The 17,284-nt window shown below is 63.5% G+C and carries 15 protein-coding genes; 11 read left to right on the top strand and 4 right to left on the bottom strand.

Annotated elements, in window-relative coordinates; genetic code table 11:
• Positions 1 to 10: 10 nt before the first annotated feature.
• Positions 11 to 847, bottom strand: coding sequence for an IclR family transcriptional regulator (locus IB266_RS02355; RefSeq protein ID WP_192259897.1), 837 nt, complete (start codon positions 845 to 847; stop codon positions 11 to 13).
• A 247-nt stretch (positions 848 to 1,094) separates the two neighbouring features.
• Between IB266_RS02355 and IB266_RS02350 the strand changes: the two genes are divergently transcribed.
• The 8 genes from IB266_RS02350 (at position 1,095) to IB266_RS02315 (ending at position 9,493) form a co-directional block, all read left to right on the top strand.
• The gene (locus tag IB266_RS02350; protein ID WP_192259895.1) at positions 1,095 to 2,120 is read left to right on the top strand and encodes an ABC transporter ATP-binding protein; all 1,026 of its coding nucleotides are present in this window, start codon (positions 1,095 to 1,097) and stop codon (positions 2,118 to 2,120) included.
• The gene (locus IB266_RS02345; protein WP_192259893.1) at positions 2,117 to 2,986 is read left to right on the top strand and encodes an ABC transporter permease; all 870 of its coding nucleotides are present in this window, start codon (positions 2,117 to 2,119) and stop codon (positions 2,984 to 2,986) included. Before IB266_RS02350 ends, IB266_RS02345 begins: the two co-directional genes overlap by 4 nt.
• 6 nt (positions 2,987 to 2,992) lie before the next feature.
• Positions 2,993 to 3,787: an ABC transporter permease gene (locus IB266_RS02340; RefSeq protein WP_072405341.1), complete on the top strand. Its 795-nt coding sequence runs from the start codon at positions 2,993 to 2,995 to the stop codon at positions 3,785 to 3,787.
• 7 nt (positions 3,788 to 3,794) lie between these two features.
• Positions 3,795 to 4,085 carry a (2Fe-2S)-binding protein gene (locus tag IB266_RS02335; protein WP_003199964.1) on the top strand — a complete coding sequence of 97 codons (291 nt, stop codon included), beginning with the start codon at positions 3,795 to 3,797 and terminating at the stop codon, positions 4,083 to 4,085.
• A 301-nt stretch (positions 4,086 to 4,386) separates the two neighbouring features.
• A complete protein-coding gene (locus IB266_RS02330; protein ID WP_192259891.1) occupies positions 4,387 to 5,742 on the top strand; it encodes an NAD(P)/FAD-dependent oxidoreductase in 1,356 nt (451 codons plus the stop codon).
• Positions 5,739 to 6,854 carry an NAD(P)/FAD-dependent oxidoreductase gene (locus IB266_RS02325; protein WP_192259889.1) on the top strand — a complete coding sequence of 372 codons (1,116 nt, stop codon included), beginning with the start codon at positions 5,739 to 5,741 and terminating at the stop codon, positions 6,852 to 6,854. The genes IB266_RS02330 and IB266_RS02325 overlap by 4 nt, the downstream gene beginning before the upstream one ends.
• An 18-nt stretch (positions 6,855 to 6,872) precedes the next feature.
• Positions 6,873 to 7,934 (top strand): ABC transporter substrate-binding protein, encoded by a 1,062-nt coding sequence (locus IB266_RS02320; protein ID WP_192259887.1) that lies wholly within the window; start codon positions 6,873 to 6,875, stop codon positions 7,932 to 7,934.
• Between the two features lie 233 nt (positions 7,935 to 8,167).
• A complete protein-coding gene (locus IB266_RS02315) occupies positions 8,168 to 9,493 on the top strand; it encodes a leucine-rich repeat-containing protein kinase family protein (protein WP_192259885.1) in 1,326 nt (441 codons plus the stop codon).
• A 188-nt stretch (positions 9,494 to 9,681) separates the two neighbouring features.
• Here the strand turns inward: IB266_RS02315 and IB266_RS02310 are convergent, their stop codons facing one another.
• Positions 9,682 to 10,386, bottom strand: a complete 705-nt coding sequence (locus IB266_RS02310; protein ID WP_003183149.1) for a YebC/PmpR family DNA-binding transcriptional regulator — start codon at positions 10,384 to 10,386, stop codon at positions 9,682 to 9,684.
• Positions 10,387 to 10,605: 219 nt separating this feature from the next.
• On the opposite strand from IB266_RS02310, the gene IB266_RS02305 reads away from it, so the two are divergent.
• Together IB266_RS02305 and IB266_RS02300 are read left to right on the top strand one after the other, a co-directional pair.
• On the top strand, positions 10,606 to 12,012 hold the full coding sequence (locus tag IB266_RS02305) for a type VI secretion system Vgr family protein (RefSeq protein ID WP_192259883.1): 1,407 nt from the start codon (positions 10,606 to 10,608) through the stop codon (positions 12,010 to 12,012).
• 123 nt (positions 12,013 to 12,135) lie between these two features.
• Entirely contained in the window at positions 12,136 to 12,684 is a 549-nt protein-coding gene (locus IB266_RS02300) for a cytochrome b (protein WP_192259881.1), read from the top strand.
• A 7-nt stretch (positions 12,685 to 12,691) separates the two neighbouring features.
• Here the strand turns inward: IB266_RS02300 and IB266_RS02295 are convergent, their stop codons facing one another.
• Both IB266_RS02295 and IB266_RS02290 read right to left on the bottom strand, forming a co-directional pair.
• A complete protein-coding gene (locus IB266_RS02295; RefSeq protein WP_192259879.1) occupies positions 12,692 to 13,600 on the bottom strand; it encodes a 1-aminocyclopropane-1-carboxylate deaminase/D-cysteine desulfhydrase in 909 nt (302 codons plus the stop codon).
• 186 nt (positions 13,601 to 13,786) lie between these two features.
• Positions 13,787 to 15,826, bottom strand: a complete 2,040-nt coding sequence (locus IB266_RS02290; protein ID WP_192259877.1) for an FAD-dependent oxidoreductase — start codon at positions 15,824 to 15,826, stop codon at positions 13,787 to 13,789.
• 239 nt (positions 15,827 to 16,065) lie between these two features.
• On the opposite strand from IB266_RS02290, the gene IB266_RS02285 reads away from it, so the two are divergent.
• Positions 16,066 to 17,283 carry a DUF3422 domain-containing protein gene (locus IB266_RS02285; protein ID WP_192259875.1) on the top strand — a complete coding sequence of 406 codons (1,218 nt, stop codon included), beginning with the start codon at positions 16,066 to 16,068 and terminating at the stop codon, positions 17,281 to 17,283.
• The last annotated feature ends 1 nt before the right edge of the window (position 17,284 follow it).

Genomic DNA, 17,284 nt, shown 5'->3' with positions numbered 1-17,284 from the left:
CAAGGTGTGTTCACCCCTGCCCGAACACCTGCGAAGGCCTGCGCAGCAACGGGTCGAACGGGTTGATCCGCGGCCCGATCAAGGCCGCCTCGCGCTTGAGCATGTCCACCACCGTCGGCAGGCGATCGGGCCCCAACCGGTCGCTCACGGTTGCCACGCTCAAGGCGGCCACGGCCCGGCCATCACGGTCCAGGATCGGCACGGCCACCCCGGCCATGCCTTGCAATACGCCGGTGTTGCGCCCGGCGTAACCCAGCGCGCGCACGTTCTGCACTTCCGAACGCAGGAAGACTTCGTCGTACAGATGGAAATCCTTGAGCCGTGGCAGGTTGTATTGAATCACCGTGTCGCGCTCCTCTTCCGGCAGGAACGCCAGGATCGCCAGGCTGCCCTGCCCCACGCCCAACGCCACGCGGCCACCAATGTCACCGGTGAACGTGCGGATCGGAAACGGTCCCTCGCTGCGGTCCAGGCAGATGGCATCGAAACCACTGCGGGCGAGCAAAAACAACGAGTCCCCCAAGGACGCCGACAACCGCAGCATGGCCGGGCGCACCAGATCGCGCAGGTTGCCGGTATTGCCGGCGCGGGCCGCCAGGGCGAAGAACTCCAGGCTCAGGCGATAGCGTTTGCTGCGGGCATCCTGCTCGACCATGCCCTCGTCCATCAGGCTGCGCAGCAAGCGATGTGTGGTGGGCTGGGACAGGCCGATGCGCTGGGCCAATTGCGTCACTCGCTCGCCGCCTTCGACGGTGTCACCCAAGCTGCGCAGCACGGCAAACAGCCTGGAGACCGCTCCGACACCGACTTCGCCTTTGTCATTATTCCGATCAGTGGAATTAACCATGTAATTTCTCATTATTAAATTTACTCACTGAATGAAACCGAAAATAGTCTTCATCTCAGTGAAATAGTCCATTGAGCCCATCCTATTCTTCGTCCTACTCTTCGTCCAGACAGGGGCGATTCGAACAACAGCGGCAGCCGACTCAAGGTCGAGCGCCAACGCACCCCAGCAGCACCCTTTCGTATCTGCCCATACAAAAAAGCGCGCCCTTGCGGCGACGCATAACAATCCCAGGTGGAGCGCAGCGATGGCTTTTGTGCAACTTGAAGGACTTGGCAAACGCTACGGCGACATCGACGCCGTGGTCGCCACCAACCTGTCGGTGGAAAAAGGCGAGTTTGTCTCGCTACTGGGGCCTTCCGGCTGCGGCAAGACCACAACCCTGCAAATGATTGCCGGCTTCGTCGAAGTCAGCAGCGGGCGCATCCTGCTGGACGGGCGCGACATTACCCACGCCAAGCCCGCCAGCCGTGGCCTGGGGGTAGTGTTCCAGAGCTACGCGCTGTTCCCCCACATGACCGTCAAGGACAACGTCGCCTTCGGCCTGCGCATGCGCAAGGTGGCCAACGCCGAACTGCAACAACGGGTGGACCGGGTGTTGAAACTGGTCCGCCTGGACCGCCACGCCGACCGCTACCCACGAGAACTCTCGGGCGGTCAGCGCCAACGCGTGGCACTGGCCCGGGCTTTGGTGATCGAACCGCCGGTGCTGTTGCTCGACGAGCCGCTGTCCAACCTCGACGCCAACTTGCGCGAAGAGATGCAATACGAGATTCGCCGCATCCAGCGCGAAGTCGGAATCACCACACTGATGGTGACCCATGACCAGTCCGAAGCCCTGTCGATCAGTGACCGGGTCGTGGTGATGCAGGCCGGGCGCATCACCCAGATCGACGCGCCGTACACCCTTTACGAGCACCCGCGCACCGAGTTCATTTCCAGCTTCGTCGGCAAAGCCAACCTGCTGCCCGGCGTGCGGGACAGTGCGGGCGTCGTTCAAGCCTGCAGCCAGGCCGATGGCGAGCTGACCCTGAGCCTGCGCCCGGAAAAAATCGACTTGTGCGAGGCCGGTTCGGGGCGACTGCAAGGCACCCTCGTCAGCCGTTTTTTCCTGGGCAGCCAATGGCTGTACGGCGTGTCCACCGGCCTGGGTGAGCTCTGCGTGGTGCGCCGCAACGACGGCTCGGCGCCCTTGGTCGAAGGCACGGCAGTGGGCCTGGACTGGGATCCGGAACTGCTGCGGGTGCTGAGCGTGGACGAGGTACCGGCATGAAGCTGATCGATGCGATGCGCCGCGGTCGGCAAGGCTACCTGATGTCCGCGCCGGCCCTGGCCTTGTACCTGGGCTTGCTGGTGATTCCCTTGGGCTTGACCTTGGTGCTGTCGTTCAACGTCTTCGACTACAGTTCGGGCATCGACGGCGACGCCTATACCTTCGAGCACTACACCAGCCTGCTGGGTGATCCGTACTTCTACGAGATCTTTTTGCGCACATTCTGGATCAGCGCCCTGACCACTGTTTTGTGCGTGCTGATCGGCGTGCCCGAGGCGTACATCCTCAGCCGCATGGGCGCGCCATGGCGCTCGATTTTCCTGATCCTGATTCTCACGCCGCTGCTGATTTCGGTGGTGGTGCGGGCCTTCGGCTGGAGCCTGTTGCTCGGCGCCGACGGCCTGATCAACCAGGCCCTGCAAGCCTTCGGCAGTGCGCCGATGAAGCTGCTCTATACACCGTTCGCCGTGGTCATCGCCCTGGTCCACGTGATGTTGCCGTTCATGATCATTCCAGTCTGGACCTCGTTGCAGAAACTCGACCCGGCCGCCGAACAGGCCGCGCTGTCCCTGGGGGCGAGCCAGTTCACGGTGATCCGCAAAATAGTGTTGCCGCAAATCATGCCCGGCGTGCTGTCCGGCACCCTCATTGTGTTCGGCCTCGCTGCCAGCTCCTTCGCGATTCCCGGCCTGCTAGGCGGACGGCGCTTGAAGATGGTCGCCACGTTGATCTACGACCAGTACCTGTCGGAGCTGAACTGGCCGATGGGCGCGGCCATCGCCGTCGCGCTGCTGCTGCTCAACCTGCTGATCATGCTGTCGTGGAACCGGATGATCGAAGGCCGCTACAAGAAGTCATTGGGATAATTCGTCATGTCCAGAAACGGTCCTTTCGCGCTGCTGTTCCACGCCTTGGTGGTGGTCTTCATGCTCGCGCCGCTGGTGGTGGTCTGCCTCGTCGCCTTCACTCCGGAAAACACCCTGAGCCTGCCGACCACCGAGTTTTCCCTGCGCTGGTTTCGCGCGGTGTTCGAACGCGCGGATTTTGTCGACGCGTTCTACAACAGCTTGGTTCTGGCGTTCTGCGCGGCCTCCCTGGCGACGCTGATTGCGGTGCCGGCGGCCCTGGCGATCACCCGGCTCGAGTTCCCGGGCCGGGATTTCTTCAACGGCCTGTTCCTGTCGCCGATCATCATTCCGCACCTGGTGCTGGGGGTCGCCTTGCTGCGCCTGTTTGCGCTGATGGGCGTGAACGGCAGCTTCGCCTGGTTGATCTTCGCCCATGTGCTGGTGATCACGCCGTATGTGCTGCGCCTGGTGCTGGCCTCGGCCATCGGCCTGGACCGCAGCGCCGAACAGGCCGCGCAATCGTTGGGGGCCGGGCGCTTCACGCTGTTCCGGCAAATCACCTTGCCAATGATCCTGCCAGGGGTGGCCGGGGGCTGGCTGCTGGCGTTCATCAACAGTTTCGATGAAGTCACGCTGTCGATCTTCGTCACCTCGCCGGCCACGCAAACCTTGCCGGTGCGCATGTACGTGTACGCCACCGAATCCATCGACCCGATGATGGCGGCAGTGTCGGCGCTGGTCATCGGGCTCACCGCGCTGACCATGATTCTGCTCGATCGGGTCTATGGCCTGGATCGGGTTCTGGTAGGCAAACAATGAGGGTGTCATGGCACTGCTGAAACGACTGGCCGAAGGCGACCGCCCGGCCCTGGACTTTACCCTCGACGGCCAGCCCGCCACCGGGCTGCTGGGGGACACGCTGCTGACCGCCGTGCTGACCTGCAGCGAACACCTGCGCGGCAGTGACTTCAGCGCCGAGCCCCGGGCCGGCTTCTGCCTGATGGGTGCATGCCAGGACTGCTGGGTGCGCCTGGGCGACGGCCGCCGCGTACGCGCCTGCTCGACCCTGCTCGAAGCCGGGCAGCACATCAGCCGCGAACCGGGGCGCCAGGTATGAACACTGTCGCCAGGGATGGACTCATCGCGAGCAAGCTCGCTCCCACAGGGGATTTGCGGCGTGCACAAGATAAAGCATCACCCCAAATCAAATGTGGGAGCGGGCTTGCTCGCGAAAGCGGTCTGTCTGCCGAAACCGTCGTTGGATGTGCCGCCGTCTTCGCGAGCAAGCCCGCTCCCACAGGGGGACCGTGGCGTGCACAAAACCAGACTCCACAACCGATCTATTGTGGGAGCGAGCTTGCTCGCGATGACCGTTTCGACAACCCCACAAATCCCCCGGCCCTGCCCGTGAGGTGGCGATGAAACCGATAGCCATCATCGGCGCCGGCCCGGCCGGTATCCGCGCCGCGCAGACCCTGGTCGCCCACGGCCTGTACCCGGTCCTGCTGGACGAAGCCGCTCGCGGTGGCGGGCAGATCTATCGGCGCCAACCGGCCAATTTCAAGCGTTCGCCTAGCGAGCTCTATGGCTTCGAAGCGCACAAGGCCAACGCCGTCCACCAGACGCTTGACGCGTTGCGCGAACAGCTCGATTACCGTCCCGACACCCTGGTGTGGAACGCCGAGGCCGGCCTGCTCGATACCCTGCATGAAGGCCGCGCCGACCGCCTCGAGTACGCCAGCGTGATCGTCGCAACCGGCGCCACCGACCGGGTCCTGCCCGTGCCGGGATGGACCCTGCCCGGGGTCTACAGCCTGGGCGCGGCGCAGATTGCCCTGAAGTTCCAGGGCTGCGCCATCGGCGAACGGGTGGTGTTCGCTGGCAGCGGTCCCTTGTTGTATCTGGTGGCCTATCAATACGCCCGGGCTGGCGCCAATGTGGTCGCCGTCCTCGACAGTTCGCCCTTTGGCGCCCAAGTCCGCGCCCTGCCCGGCCTGCTGGCACAACCGGTCACCCTCGCCAAGGGCCTCTACTACCGCGCCTGGTTGGCCGCCCGCGGCATCGCCGTGCATCAAGGCGCGAGCCTGACGCGTCTGGATGGAGAACGTCGGGTGCAGTCGCTGCAATGGCGCAACACCAGCGGTAAACACACCCTCGACTGTGACGCGGTGGCCTTCGCCCACGGCTTGCGCAGCGAAACCCAACTGGCCGACCTGCTGGGCTGTGCGTTTACCTGGAACGCCCTCAACCGCGCCTGGCTGCCCCAACGAGACCACGCCGGGCGCAGCAGCGTGCCAGGGATTTACCTGGCCGGTGACGGCGCCGGGATCATGGGCGCCGACGCGGCGCAATTGGCCGGTGAACGGGCGGCCCTGGCCTTGCTCGAAGACCTCGGCTACTCGACCGACCCGCAGCGTTGCACGCAACTGGAACAAACCCTTGAGCGCATCGGCCGATTCCGGGAAGGCCTGGAGCGCGCCTTTGCCTTTCCTGAACACTGGGCCGCCGACGCTGCCGATCACCTGATGATCTGCCGCTGCGAAGAAGTCAGCGCCGGCGATATCCGCCGGGTGGTGGGCGAAGGCCATTGGGAGATCAACCGGGTCAAGGCCCATTGCCGGGTCGGCATGGGCCGCTGCCAGGGGCGGATGTGCGGCGCCGCTGCCGCGGAAATCATTGCCTGCGAAAGTGGCCGCGCCGTCGCCAGCATCGGCCGCTTGCGGGCCCAGGCACCGATCAAGCCCGTGCCGTTCGGCCTGGAGGTCGAGCCATGATCGAAGTGGATGCAGTGATCATTGGTGGCGGTATCGTCGGCGCCTCGGCCGCGTTGTTCCTGAGCCAGGCCGGACGCCGGGTGGCGTTGCTGGAGCGCGACTTCTGCGGCTCGCACTCCAGCGGCGTGAACTACGGCGGTGTGCGTCGCCAGGGCCGCCCCCTGTCGCAACTGCCCCTGTCGCAACGGGCCCATGAAATCTGGCGCCAGTTGCCCCAATTGATCGGCATCGACGGCGAGTACCAGCGCAGCGGTCATCTGAAGCTGGCCCGCAGTGCTGAAGACCTGCAAGCGCTGCACGACTACGCCGTCGCCAGCCAAGGCTTCGGCCTGGATTTGCAACTGCTCGATCGCACCGCCCTGCGCACGCGCTTTCCGTGGGTCGGCGCCGTCGCGGTCGGGGCGTCGCTGTGCCCGGAGGACGGCCATGCCAATCCGCGCCTGGTATCCCCAGCCTTTGCCCAGGCCGCTCGCCGGCAGGGTGCGCAAGTCCATGAACAATGCACCGTCAGCGCCGTGGTGCACGACGGCCAACGCTTTGTCGTACGCACCGCAACGGGCCTGACGTTCCATGCGCCCTGGCTGCTGAACTGCGCCGGAGCCTGGGCCAGCCAGTTCGCCGCGCAATTCGGCGAAGCGGTGCCGATGCACGCCGGGCACCCGGCGATGCTGGTCACCGAACCCTTGCCCCTGGTCATGGACGCCAGCACCGGTGTCGAGGGGGGCGGTATCTACGCCCGCCAGGTCTCGCGCGGCAATTGCGTGCTGGGAGGCGGCCAGGGCTTTGCCCTGGATGCCGCTCGCGCCCGGCCCGGCCAGAACGCCGTGCTGGAAATCCTGCGCCAGGCCGTCGAACTCTACCCGTTTTTGGAGGGCGCCCAGGCGATTCGTACCTGGAGCGGCACCGAAGGTTACCTGCCTGATCGCCAGCCGGTGATCGGCCACAGCAGCACCCAGCCCGGTCTATTGCACGCGTTTGGCTTTGCCGGCGCGGGCTTCCAGATCGGTCCGGCGGTGGGCCAGGTGCTCACCGAGATCATCTGCAGCGGGGCTTCGACCACGCCGCTGGATGCGTTTTCCATCACCCGGTTTCACTCCATCTCCGTTGCTTGATAGAGGAAGGTCGCGCCAATGAATAACGTCAAACGCAGTGCACTGTTCGGCTTCTGCTCGCTGGGTTCCGCTTGCCTGGGCGTCCTGCTCCCGGTCACCCAGGCGTTGGCCGAGCCGACGCTTTACCTGGGCATGAACGGCGGCACCATGGAGCGGCTCTACGCCGACAAAGTCTTGCCGGCGTTCGAGAAAGCCAACAATGTCAAAGTGGTCATCGTGCCCGGCACCTCCGCCGACATCCTGGCGAAAGTCCAGGCCAGCAAAGGCAACCCGCAGATGCACGTGATGTTCCTCGATGACGGCATCATGTACCGCGCCATCGCCATGGGGCTGTGCGACAAACTCGAGGACAGCCCGACCCTGGCGCAGATCCCAGCCAAGGGGCGTATCAAGGATCAGGCCGTGGCCGTCAGCCTCGGGGTGACGGGGCTGGCCTACAACACGCGGCTGTTCAAGGAAAAAGGCTGGAATACACCCACTTCATGGATGGACCTGGCCGATCCGCGCTTCAAGGACAAAGTGGTGTTCCAGTCGATGGCCTCGTCCACCTTCGGCCTGCACGGCTTTTTGATGTTCAACCGGATCCAGGGCGGCAGCGAAACCGACGTCGAGCCAGGTTTCAAGGCGTGGCCGAACACGGTGGGGCGCAACGTGCTGGAGTACATCCCGAGCTCGGCGAAGATATCCGAAATGCTACAGACCGACGAAGCCGCGCTGTTCCCGCTGACACCGACCCAGGTGACCGCGCTGAAACTCAAGGGCATGCCCGTCGAGTATGCCCAGCCGAAGGAAGGCGCCGTGGTCCTCAACGTCGCCGAATGCACCATCGCGCAAAACACCCAGCCGGAACTGGCGCAAAAGCTCGCCGCTTTCCTGCTGAGCCCACAAGCCCAGGCCATTGCCCTGGAGGAAGGCGACCAGATTCCTTCCAACCCCAACACCCCGACCACCGACAAGACCCGTGGCCAGGTGGAGGCGATGAAGCAATACCTGGAAACAGCGATTGCCGTGGATTGGGACCAGGTCAACGAACAACGCCCGGCCTGGAACGCCCGTTGGAACCGCAGCATCGAGCGCTAGCCCGATTGACTGTGGCCAGCGGAGCAGCACTGTTATGGAAAAACTGCTGTGGGAGCAAGGCTTGTCCGCGATGCAGGCGCCTCGTTTTCTCAGAGACCCCGTCGTCTTCATCGCGGGCAAGCCTTGCTCCCACAGATAAATCCCCTCGCCACAGGGTGTTGTACTGAGCTGATTATTGGTTAACTGTCTGGCTACAGGCGCCAGCCCCCCCTTGATCAACAGCGAACCCTGCCATGCACACCCTCGCCCAACTACGCGCCGGCCAGCTCTCGGGCACTACCCGGCTGGACCTGGCCTGCGGCTTGACGGAGTTTCCCCGGGAAATCTTCGAGCTGGCCGACTCCCTCGAGATCCTCAACCTCAGCGGCAATCAGTTGGACACGCTGCCCGACGACCTGCATCGGCTGACTCGCCTGCGCGTGCTGTTCTGTTCCGACAACCGCTTCACTGAACTGCCCGAATGCCTGGGCCGTTGCAGCGCGTTGACCATGGTCGGTTTCAAAGCCAACCGCATCACCCGCGTCACGGGCGCCGCGCTGCCACAACAGCTGCGCTGGCTGATCCTGACCGACAACGACGTCAGCCACTTGCCGGACGAGCTGGGCCAACGCCCACACCTGCAAAAACTGATGCTGGCCGGCAACCGTTTGCAGCAGTTACCGGCGAGCCTGGGCCAGTGTCATCGCCTGGAACTGCTGCGCATCGCCGCCAACCAACTGACCGAACTGCCGCAATGGTTGCTGGAGCTGCCGAGCCTCAGTTGGCTGGCCTACGCCGGCAACCCACTGGAAACCCAGGCCGATGCCGCAGCCTTGAACACCACGACGCCCATCGACTGGTCGCAACTGACGCTGCAACGACAATTGGGCGAAGGCGCCTCCGGGGTGATTCACCAAGCGCTCTGGCAGACGCCCGGCCAGGTGGCGCGAAACGTCGCGGTGAAGCTGTACAAAGGCCAGATGACCAGCGACGGCTCACCCCTGCATGAAATGCATGCCTGCATCACGGCCGGTCGACACCCGAACCTGATTGACGTGTTGGGCCAGGTCGCCGGGCACCCCGAGCAACAGGCCGGGCTGATCATGGCACTGATCGAACCCAGCTATCGCAACCTCGCCGGGCTGCCGAGCCTGGCGTCATGCACCCGCGACATATATGCCGATGAACTGCGCCTGAGCGCCCCGGCAGCCTTGCGCATCGCCCACGGCATCGCCTCGGTGGCGGCGCACCTGCACCATCAGGGCATCACCCATGGGGATCTGTACGGGCACAATATCCTGTGCAATGACCAGGGCGATTGCCTGCTGGGGGACTTTGGCGCGGCGTCGTTCCACGCCACGGTCGACACCGTGCAAACCCGCGCACTGCAACGCATCGAGGTGCGGGCCTTCGGGATCTTGCTGGGGGAATTGCTGGCGCGAATCGAACCGGCGTCCAGTGCCGTGGAGTTGGCAACGTTGCAGGAGTTGCAGGCACGCTGCTGTCAGCCAGACGTGCTGGCACGGCCGGGTTTTGATGAGATTGAAAGGTTGCTCAGCGAGTTCAAACACATCGACTAAACCAGCACCCCAAACTAACAAACACACGACTTATTGTGACGAGGGGATTTATCTGTGGGAGCAAGGCTTGCCCGCGATGAAGACGGCGCGGTCTCTGAAAAAACGAGATCTGCGCATCGCGGGCAAGCCTTGCTCCCACAGAGTGAACCGCACCCAAGGATAAATCCCCTCGCCACAGGGGGTAGTGCTTAACCCGCCAACCCGACAAACATGTCCTGCACGTCATCATGGTTGTCGAGGCCTTCGAGGAAGGCTTCGACTTCAGCCATCTGCTCGTCGGTCAAGCCGCTGACCGGGTTCTTCGGCTGGTAGCCCAGCTTGGCCGACAACACGGTGAAGCCCTGCTCCGGCAACGCCTTCTGCACGGCATCGAGGTCGGCAGGATCGGTGAGGAACAACGTCGCGCCGTCTTCGCCCGGCTCGAAATCCTGGGCACCGGCCTCGATGGCGGCCATTTCCGGATCGGCGTCCGGGCTGTCCGGCGCGGCTTCGATCATGCCGACATGGTTGAAGTCCCACGCCACCGAACCCGAGGCGCCCAGTTGCCCCTTGCGGAACGCGACGCGAATTTCAGCGACGGTACGGTTGATGTTATCGGTCACGCATTCAACGATCAGCGGCACCTGGTGCGGCGCGAACCCTTCGTAGGTGACGCGGTGGTATTGCACGGTTTCACCGAGCTGGCCGGAACCTTTCTTGATCGCACGCTCCAGGGTCTCGCGGGGCATCGAGGCCTTCTTCGCCTGCTCGACCACCAGACGCAAGTGCGCGTTGGTCGCGGTATCGGCACCATTGCGCGCGGCAATGGTGATTTCCTTCACCAGTTTGCCGAAGATCTTGCCCTTGGCGTTGGCAGCCGCTTCTTTGTGTTTAACCTTCCACTGTGCGCCCATTACTCACTCTCTTGTCTGACGCGCCGAGACATCTGCCGGCCGGCGCTGTGGCGCAAGTTTATACGGCCTAAACCGGCTGATCGACCAAAAAATTCAGCCTGCCGGATCGACATTTTCACAGTGTGTTGTAGGGCTTTTCTGAAATAGCGGCTCGCAAGCACCGTTCCCCCCCGTGGTTTCGTACCCTCTGGGCCTCTGTCCCTGCCAGTAGGAGGCGCGATGCGCAACGACACGGAAAGTCCCTTCAGCCTGACGCTCACGCAAAACGACTTGCAGTTGCAAGTCTTGCGCTTCAATGGCCGCGAAGCCCTCAACCAGCCGTACCGCTTTGACCTCGAACTGATCGGCCTGGCCCCACCGATAAACCCCGACCTGCTGTTGGGGCATCCGGCGTTCCTGCGCCTGGACGGCGAGTCGGGCATCCATGGGATTGTCCACAGCGTCAGCCTGAGTGCCTCGGCACCCCGGCGCATCGGCTACCGCTTGACGTTGGTTCCCTACCTGCTGCGATTGGAACAAGGCCCGCGGCGCCGGGTTTTCCATCGGCTCAGCGTGGTGCAACTGCTGCAACGCCTGCTGCAAGACAACGCTCTGCCCGCCGACAGTTACCGTTTCGAGCTGCCCCATGGGCAGTATCCGTGTCGCCCATTCTGTATCCAGTACGACGAAAGCGACCTGGCCCTCCTGCAACGGCTGTGTGAGGAAGAAGGCATTCATTACCACTTCGAACACACTCCCCAGGGCCACGTCCTGGTGTTTGCCGAAGACCCGAAGAGTTTCCCCGCGCGCCCCATCGAGCTGCCCCTGCGCCCAAACGACAACTCGATACCGGCCATCAAGCGCTTGTATTTGCGCCACCACGCGGTGGTACCTGGCGTGCCTGTCGGGTTCCGTGACCGGGCGGTGACCGAAACCGAAGCCCAGGCGGCGAATCACCCCCTCGAGCAGATCGACCATGAGGCCATGCACCGCGACCCGGCCTTGACTCACCGTTACCAGGCCGGACGCCGCCATCTGGAACGGTTGCGCTGTCGGCAACGGGAAATCCATGGCCACAGTGATCAACCGGCGCTGCACAGCGGCGACATCGTGCAGATCTGCGAACACCCGGTTTCCACCTTCAACGATCAATGGCTGATCACCGAGGTGCAACATCGCGGGCGGCAGTTTTCGATCCTTGAACCGGACCTGCCCACCACACCGTCGGCCCGTGACTACCGCAACCGCTTCACCGCCATCCCCTGGTCCACCGTGTTCAGGCCGGCCCTCAAGCATCCCAAACCGTGCATTCCCGGGTATCACCTGGCCCATGTGCTCGGCCGCACCGGCCAGTCGGCCCCGTTCGATGAGCGCGGCCACGTGAGTGTCAGCCTCTGGGCACCGGACCAGGAAGGCATCACGCTGCCCGTGTCGCGACTGACGCTGGGCGACAGCCCTCCCCTGATGGCCGGCAGCGAAGTGCTGGTGAGCTTTCTCGATGGCGACCCCGACCGACCGGTGCTGTGCCCAGGGGCTGTCGATACCGGCGCAGGACACACCGCCGCCCCACCGAAACCGTCCCGTGGCAATCACGATGCCGGGCTGCTGTTGGACTGGCTGCTGAACCCGCCAGACTTCACACCCTGATCCTGCCTTTTGGCTTCTTGCCGGCAAACCTGATCTGGCTCATGCAAACCCAGCGAAACGGGCTTACAGTAAAGACACGCCGCGCTAGACGGCGCTCTACCCTGATTGTTGGAGATACCCGCAATGCCCTGGAAAAACTCGGAAAGCCGCTACAGTACCGTCACGGTAACCTTGCATTGGCTGATGCTGGTCCTGCTGGCCGTGGTTTATGCCTGCATTGAGTTGCGGGGAATTTTTCCCAAGGGCAGCGGCGGCCGGACATTGATCAAGGAAGCGCATTTCATGCTCGGCCTGACGGTGTTCGTGCTGGTCTGGCTGCGCCTGTTCGCCCGCAGCATGGGCAAGGCACCGGCGATTTTCCCGGCATCGCCTGCCTGGCAAACCGTCCTCGCCCGCCTGATGCACTGGGCACTGTACCTGTTCATGATCGCCATGCCGCTGCTGGGCTGGCTGATCACCAGCGCCGAAGGGCACCAGGTGATGTTCTACGGTTTCGATCTGCCGTTGCTCATCGATCAAGACAAGGATTTCGCCAAGCAGCTGGAAGGCTGGCACGTGCTGGGCGGCACCATCGGCTATTGGTTGATTGGCCTGCATGCCTTGGCGGGGCTGTATCACCACTACGTGGTACGGGACAACACGCTGCTGCGGATGATGCCCAAACGCGGCTGATCGCCCGTCAATCGAACCCTCGGCGGCCTTGCAAACCGCCGGTGTGGACAAAGACCAGGCGCGTGCCGGGGGCAAAGCCTCCCGCCTCGACCCGTGCCTTGAGTACCATCAAGGCCTTGCCAGTGTACAAAGGCTCCAGTTCGATGGCCGTCGTGGTTTCGATGAAGGCCGTGAGTTCGGCATCGACCCGGGCGAACCCGCCACGGCTGCCGTCGAACAACTCATGACGCGGGCTGGAAAGCCCCGCTTCCCCCACGATGCGCTCGACCTGCCGGGCCACGCCATGGTCCGGCGGCACGGCCAGCACGCCGTAGACCGGGCGCGCGCCCGCTTCGGCCAGCACCAGTCCGGCCAGCGACGTTCCAGTGCCGCAGGCCAACCACCAGCCGTGGTAATCCACCCATCCCAGTGCCGCCAGTTGTTCACCGACACTGGCCACCCACGTCATGCAACCTTGCGCCCCAGGCAATCCCGAACCGCCCTCGGGCACCGGATGCAAATGTGGATAGCGGAGCTGCCACGGTCCCCAGAAATCCGCTGCGTGCCGCTCTCGGTATCCGCCATAACCCAACCAGTGCAGGTCCATGCCAAACGCTTTCAGGTCGCGCACCGTCGGCGTGTCCTGGGGATGACCGCGCAACAGCCCGGCCGTGGGAAAGCCGAAGCGCTTGCCCGCCGCCGCCAGCGCATGCAAATGGTTGGAGTAGGCACCGCCCAGGCTCATGATCCCTTCGGCACCGGCCTCATGGGCGGCACGCAGATGATGGACCAGCTTGAACCACTTGTTGCCGCTGATCAGCGGATCGATCCGGTCCAGGCGCAACACCGCCACTTCGACACCGGCACGGGCGAGCCAGTCCAGGTGAAGGGGTTCGAGGCGGGGTTGGGGATGCCAGTCGAGGGCGGGAAGCAGCATGGCGGCAGGCCGGGTGGGAACAGGCCGGTATCTTAACAGCTTGGTGGCGGGTGACTTCAGGTTCACCCCTCCCCACTGTGGGAGCGAGCTTGCTCGCGATAGCGGCGGATCAGCCAACATCATGCAACTGACTCACCGCAATCGCGAGCAAGCTCGCTCCCACAAGGGTTTTCCTGGAGTTGAGCCTTACAACTGCGCCGCCAACCGCGAACCCTGATTGATCGCCCGCTTGGCATCCAGTTCCGCCGCCACGTCGGCACCGCCGATGAGGTGAACGGTCTGTCCCGCCGCTTCCAGGCCTTCCTGCAGCTCACGCAGCGGATCCTGGCCGGCGCAGATCACGATGTTATCCACGGCCAGCACTTGCGGCTCGCCGGTTTCGCCGATGCGAATGTGCAGCCCGTCATCGTCGATCTTCAGGTATTCGACGCTGTTGAGCATCTGCACCTGCTTGTTCTTCAGGCCCGTGCGATGAATCCAGCCGGTGGTCTTGCCCAGGCCGTCACCGACCTTCGAGGTCTTGCGTTGCAGCAGGAACACCTGGCGCGCCGGTGCATGGGGTTCAGCCTTGATCCCGGCCACGCCACCACGGGCCTCGAGATGGGTGTCGATGCCCCACTCCTTCCAGAACGCCTCGCGGTCCTGGCTGGTGGCGACGCCTTGGTGAACCAGGAACTCCGACACGTCGAAGCCAATACCGCCAGCACCGATCACCGCGACGCTGCGGCCCACCGGCTTGCGCTCGAGGATCACGTCCAGGTAGCTCAAGACCTTGGCATGCTCCACCCCGGGAATCGCCGGCACGCGTGGGGCGATGCCGGTGGCGAGGATGATCTCGTCGTAACCGCCAGCCACCAATTGCGCCACATCCACCCGCGTGTCGAGGCACAGCTCGACATGGCTGGTCTGCAATTTGCGTTTGAAATAGCGCAGGGTTTCGAAGAACTCTTCCTTGCCCGGCACGCGCTTGGCAATGTTGAACTGACCACCGATTTCACTGGCCGAATCGAACAGCGTCACCTGGTGCCCACGTTCGGCCGCCACCGTGGCCGCAGACAACCCGGCCGGGCCGGCACCGACCACGGCGATTTTCTTCACCTGGGTCACCGGCAGGTAGTTCAGCTCGGTTTCATGGCAGGCCCGTGGGTTGACCAGGCAACTGGTGAGCTTGCCGCCAAAGGTGTGATCCAGGCACGCCTGGTTGCAGCCTATGCAGGTGTTGATTTCATCGCTGCGGCCGGCAGCGGCCTTGTTGACGAACTCTGGATCGGCCAAGAACGGCCGCGCCATGGAGACCATGTCGGCATCGCCTTCGGCCAGGATCTGCTCAGCCACTTCCGGGGTGTTGATGCGGTTGGTGGTGATCAGTGGGATGCTCACCGAACCGCGCAGCTTGGCCGTGACTTTGCTGAACGCCGCCCGCGGAACCTTGGTGGCGATGGTGGGAATTCGTGCTTCGTGCCAACCGATACCGGTGTTGATGATCGTCGCGCCGGCCTGCTCGATGGCCTTGGCCAATTGGACGATTTCGTCCCAGGTGCTGCCACCTTCCACCAGATCGAGCATCGACAGGCGAAAGATAATGATGAAATTCGGGCCTACCGCTTCGCGCACCCGACGGACAATTTCCACCGGCAGGCGCATGCGGTTTTCATAGCTGCCGCCCCAACGATCGGTGCGGTGGTTGGTGTGGGCCGCCAGGAACTGGTTAATGAAATAACCTTCCGAACCCATGATCTCGACGCCGTCGTATTCGGCCTTCTGGGCCAGGACCGAACAGGTGACGAAATCGCTGATCTGCTTCTCGATACCCTCCTCGTCCAGTTCCTTGGGCTTGAACGGGTTGATCGGCGCCTGGATCGCGCTCGGTGCCACTTGCTTGGGGCTGTAGGCATAGCGTCCGGCGTGAAGAATCTGCATGCAGATCTTGCCACCGGCCTCGTGCACGGCCCGGGTCACGATCCGGTGCTTGAGCGCCTCTTCTTCCGTGGTCAGCTTGGCCGCGCCGGAGTAGACCCCGCCCTCGTCGTTCGGCCCGATCCCACCGGTGACCATCAGGCCCACGCCGCCCCGGGCGCGCTCGGCAAAATACGCCGCCATGCGTTCGAAGCCACCGGGTTTCTCTTCCAGGCCGGTGTGCATCGAGCCCATCAGGGTACGGTTGCGCAACGTGGTGAAACCCAGGTCCAGCGGGGCCAGCAGATGCGGGTAATGAGAGGCGGTCATTGGTAACTCCACAACGGGCGATCACGGAAAAAAGCGCAGCTCTGCGGCGTGCGTCTGTCATGGCCCACAGCGTAAGAGCCCGGATGCGGGTGCTCAATGACCGTAACTGACAAGTTAATGATCCAAATGTGCAGCGCACCGATCAGCTGTGCGTGACTCTCGGTGGAATGCACCAGTCCTATCAACGCTGGTCCAGGTGCTCAACCCTAAAATAACCCTAATAACACGGTCGCCCTCGCATGCATCCCCAACGAAAAATGCTGCACAACGAGTTGCACGCCCGCCCGTCGCTGTACTTCGACGAACCGGCTCACGTCTTCCACCTGGCGTTTCTGGGCGACAACGCCCAGTGCAACGCGCTGCTCGAGCGACTGTGTCCCGATACCGTTACCGCAGAGACCGCACAGGGCATCACCCGCCTGGAAGGACATCCGCTGAAGTGGGAACGCCACGCCGAGTTCTTCACCCTGACCCTGGTCGTGCCGGCCAGCAGCAATGAGTTGCACTGGACGACGCTGCCCGAAAGCCTTGCCCGGGGGATCGAAGGTCACGCCCAGCACCTCATCAATGCCGTTCAGGTGGTGGTGCGCGCAGAAGCCGGTCTCGACCTGCCCAGCTACGGTTTCAAGGACCCTTGCGGCTCATGCGTGGGCGGTGGCGATGCCGTGGTCTGGAGCGATTTTCGCCTGACCGAGGACGGCACCAATCGCCTGCTGTTCATCAACCGACGGCTCAACGCGTATCGCCAGGGGCGCATGATCCGGCGCCTGCTGGAAATCGAGACCTATCGCATGATGGCGTCCTTGTCGCTCAACATCGCCAAGGCACTGGACCCGCAACTGAACGAATTTGATCGCACCCTGGTGAGCCTGTCCGAACGCAACGCCAATGCCAGCGGCGTGCATGCCAAGGCCCTGCTGGAGGACATCGCCCTGCTGTCTCGCCAGGTGGTCAGCAGCACGGTCAGGAATCGCCACCGTTTCAGCGCGACCCGCGCCTACGCACAATTGGTGTTCGAACGCCTGGGGGAGTTGCGTGAAAGTCACCTGGGGGATTGTCAGCGACTGGGCGTGTTCATCGAACGGCGTTTCAAACCCACGGTGCGTTATTGCGCTGCCACCGAACAGCGCCTTGAACAACTGGCGATGAGCGTCGCCAACCTGGGTGATCTGCTGCAAGCCCGCGTGCAAGTGGAGATGGAAGACCAGAACGCCGAAATCCTGCGCAGCCTCAATGCCCGTGCCGATGCACAGATCAAGATCCAGCGCGCGGTGGAAGGCCTGTCGATCATTGCCATCACCTACTACCTGATCAACCTGTTCAAGTTGGTCTACAGCGGGTTGCATACCTTGGGCGCGAGCCTCTCGGCCCGTGAAGCGCTGCTGGGCATGACGCCACCGGTGCTGTTGATCATGCTGCTGATTCTGATCCGGATCAGAAAGGCCAAAAGTCACTAGC

Origin of the sequence: Pseudomonas sp. Pdm06, from assembly GCF_014851795.1 — a bacterium.
Classification (GTDB): domain Bacteria; phylum Pseudomonadota; class Gammaproteobacteria; order Pseudomonadales; family Pseudomonadaceae; genus Aquipseudomonas; species Aquipseudomonas fluorescens_AA.
This window is presented reverse-complemented; position numbering and strand designations above follow the sequence as displayed.

Bases quoted from the DNA above. Each gene is read 5' to 3' on its own strand.
- IB266_RS02355 (WP_192259897.1), bottom strand. From the start codon at position 847: ATGGTTAATTCCACTGATCGGAATAATGACAAAGGCGAAGTCGGTGTC.
- IB266_RS02350 (WP_192259895.1), top strand. From the start codon at position 1,095: ATGGCTTTTGTGCAACTTGAAGGACTTGGCAAACGCTACGGCGACATC.
- IB266_RS02345 (WP_192259893.1), top strand. From the start codon at position 2,117: ATGAAGCTGATCGATGCGATGCGCCGCGGTCGGCAAGGCTACCTGATG.
- IB266_RS02340 (WP_072405341.1), top strand. From the start codon at position 2,993: ATGTCCAGAAACGGTCCTTTCGCGCTGCTGTTCCACGCCTTGGTGGTG.
- IB266_RS02335 (WP_003199964.1), top strand. From the start codon at position 3,795: ATGGCACTGCTGAAACGACTGGCCGAAGGCGACCGCCCGGCCCTGGAC.
- IB266_RS02330 (WP_192259891.1), top strand. From the start codon at position 4,387: ATGAAACCGATAGCCATCATCGGCGCCGGCCCGGCCGGTATCCGCGCC.
- IB266_RS02325 (WP_192259889.1), top strand. From the start codon at position 5,739: ATGATCGAAGTGGATGCAGTGATCATTGGTGGCGGTATCGTCGGCGCC.
- IB266_RS02320 (WP_192259887.1), top strand. From the start codon at position 6,873: ATGAATAACGTCAAACGCAGTGCACTGTTCGGCTTCTGCTCGCTGGGT.
- IB266_RS02315 (WP_192259885.1), top strand. From the start codon at position 8,168: ATGCACACCCTCGCCCAACTACGCGCCGGCCAGCTCTCGGGCACTACC.
- IB266_RS02310 (WP_003183149.1), bottom strand. From the start codon at position 10,386: ATGGGCGCACAGTGGAAGGTTAAACACAAAGAAGCGGCTGCCAACGCC.
- IB266_RS02305 (WP_192259883.1), top strand. From the start codon at position 10,606: ATGCGCAACGACACGGAAAGTCCCTTCAGCCTGACGCTCACGCAAAAC.
- IB266_RS02300 (WP_192259881.1), top strand. From the start codon at position 12,136: ATGCCCTGGAAAAACTCGGAAAGCCGCTACAGTACCGTCACGGTAACC.
- IB266_RS02295 (WP_192259879.1), bottom strand. From the start codon at position 13,600: ATGCTGCTTCCCGCCCTCGACTGGCATCCCCAACCCCGCCTCGAACCC.
- IB266_RS02290 (WP_192259877.1), bottom strand. From the start codon at position 15,826: ATGACCGCCTCTCATTACCCGCATCTGCTGGCCCCGCTGGACCTGGGT.
- IB266_RS02285 (WP_192259875.1), top strand. From the start codon at position 16,066: ATGCATCCCCAACGAAAAATGCTGCACAACGAGTTGCACGCCCGCCCG.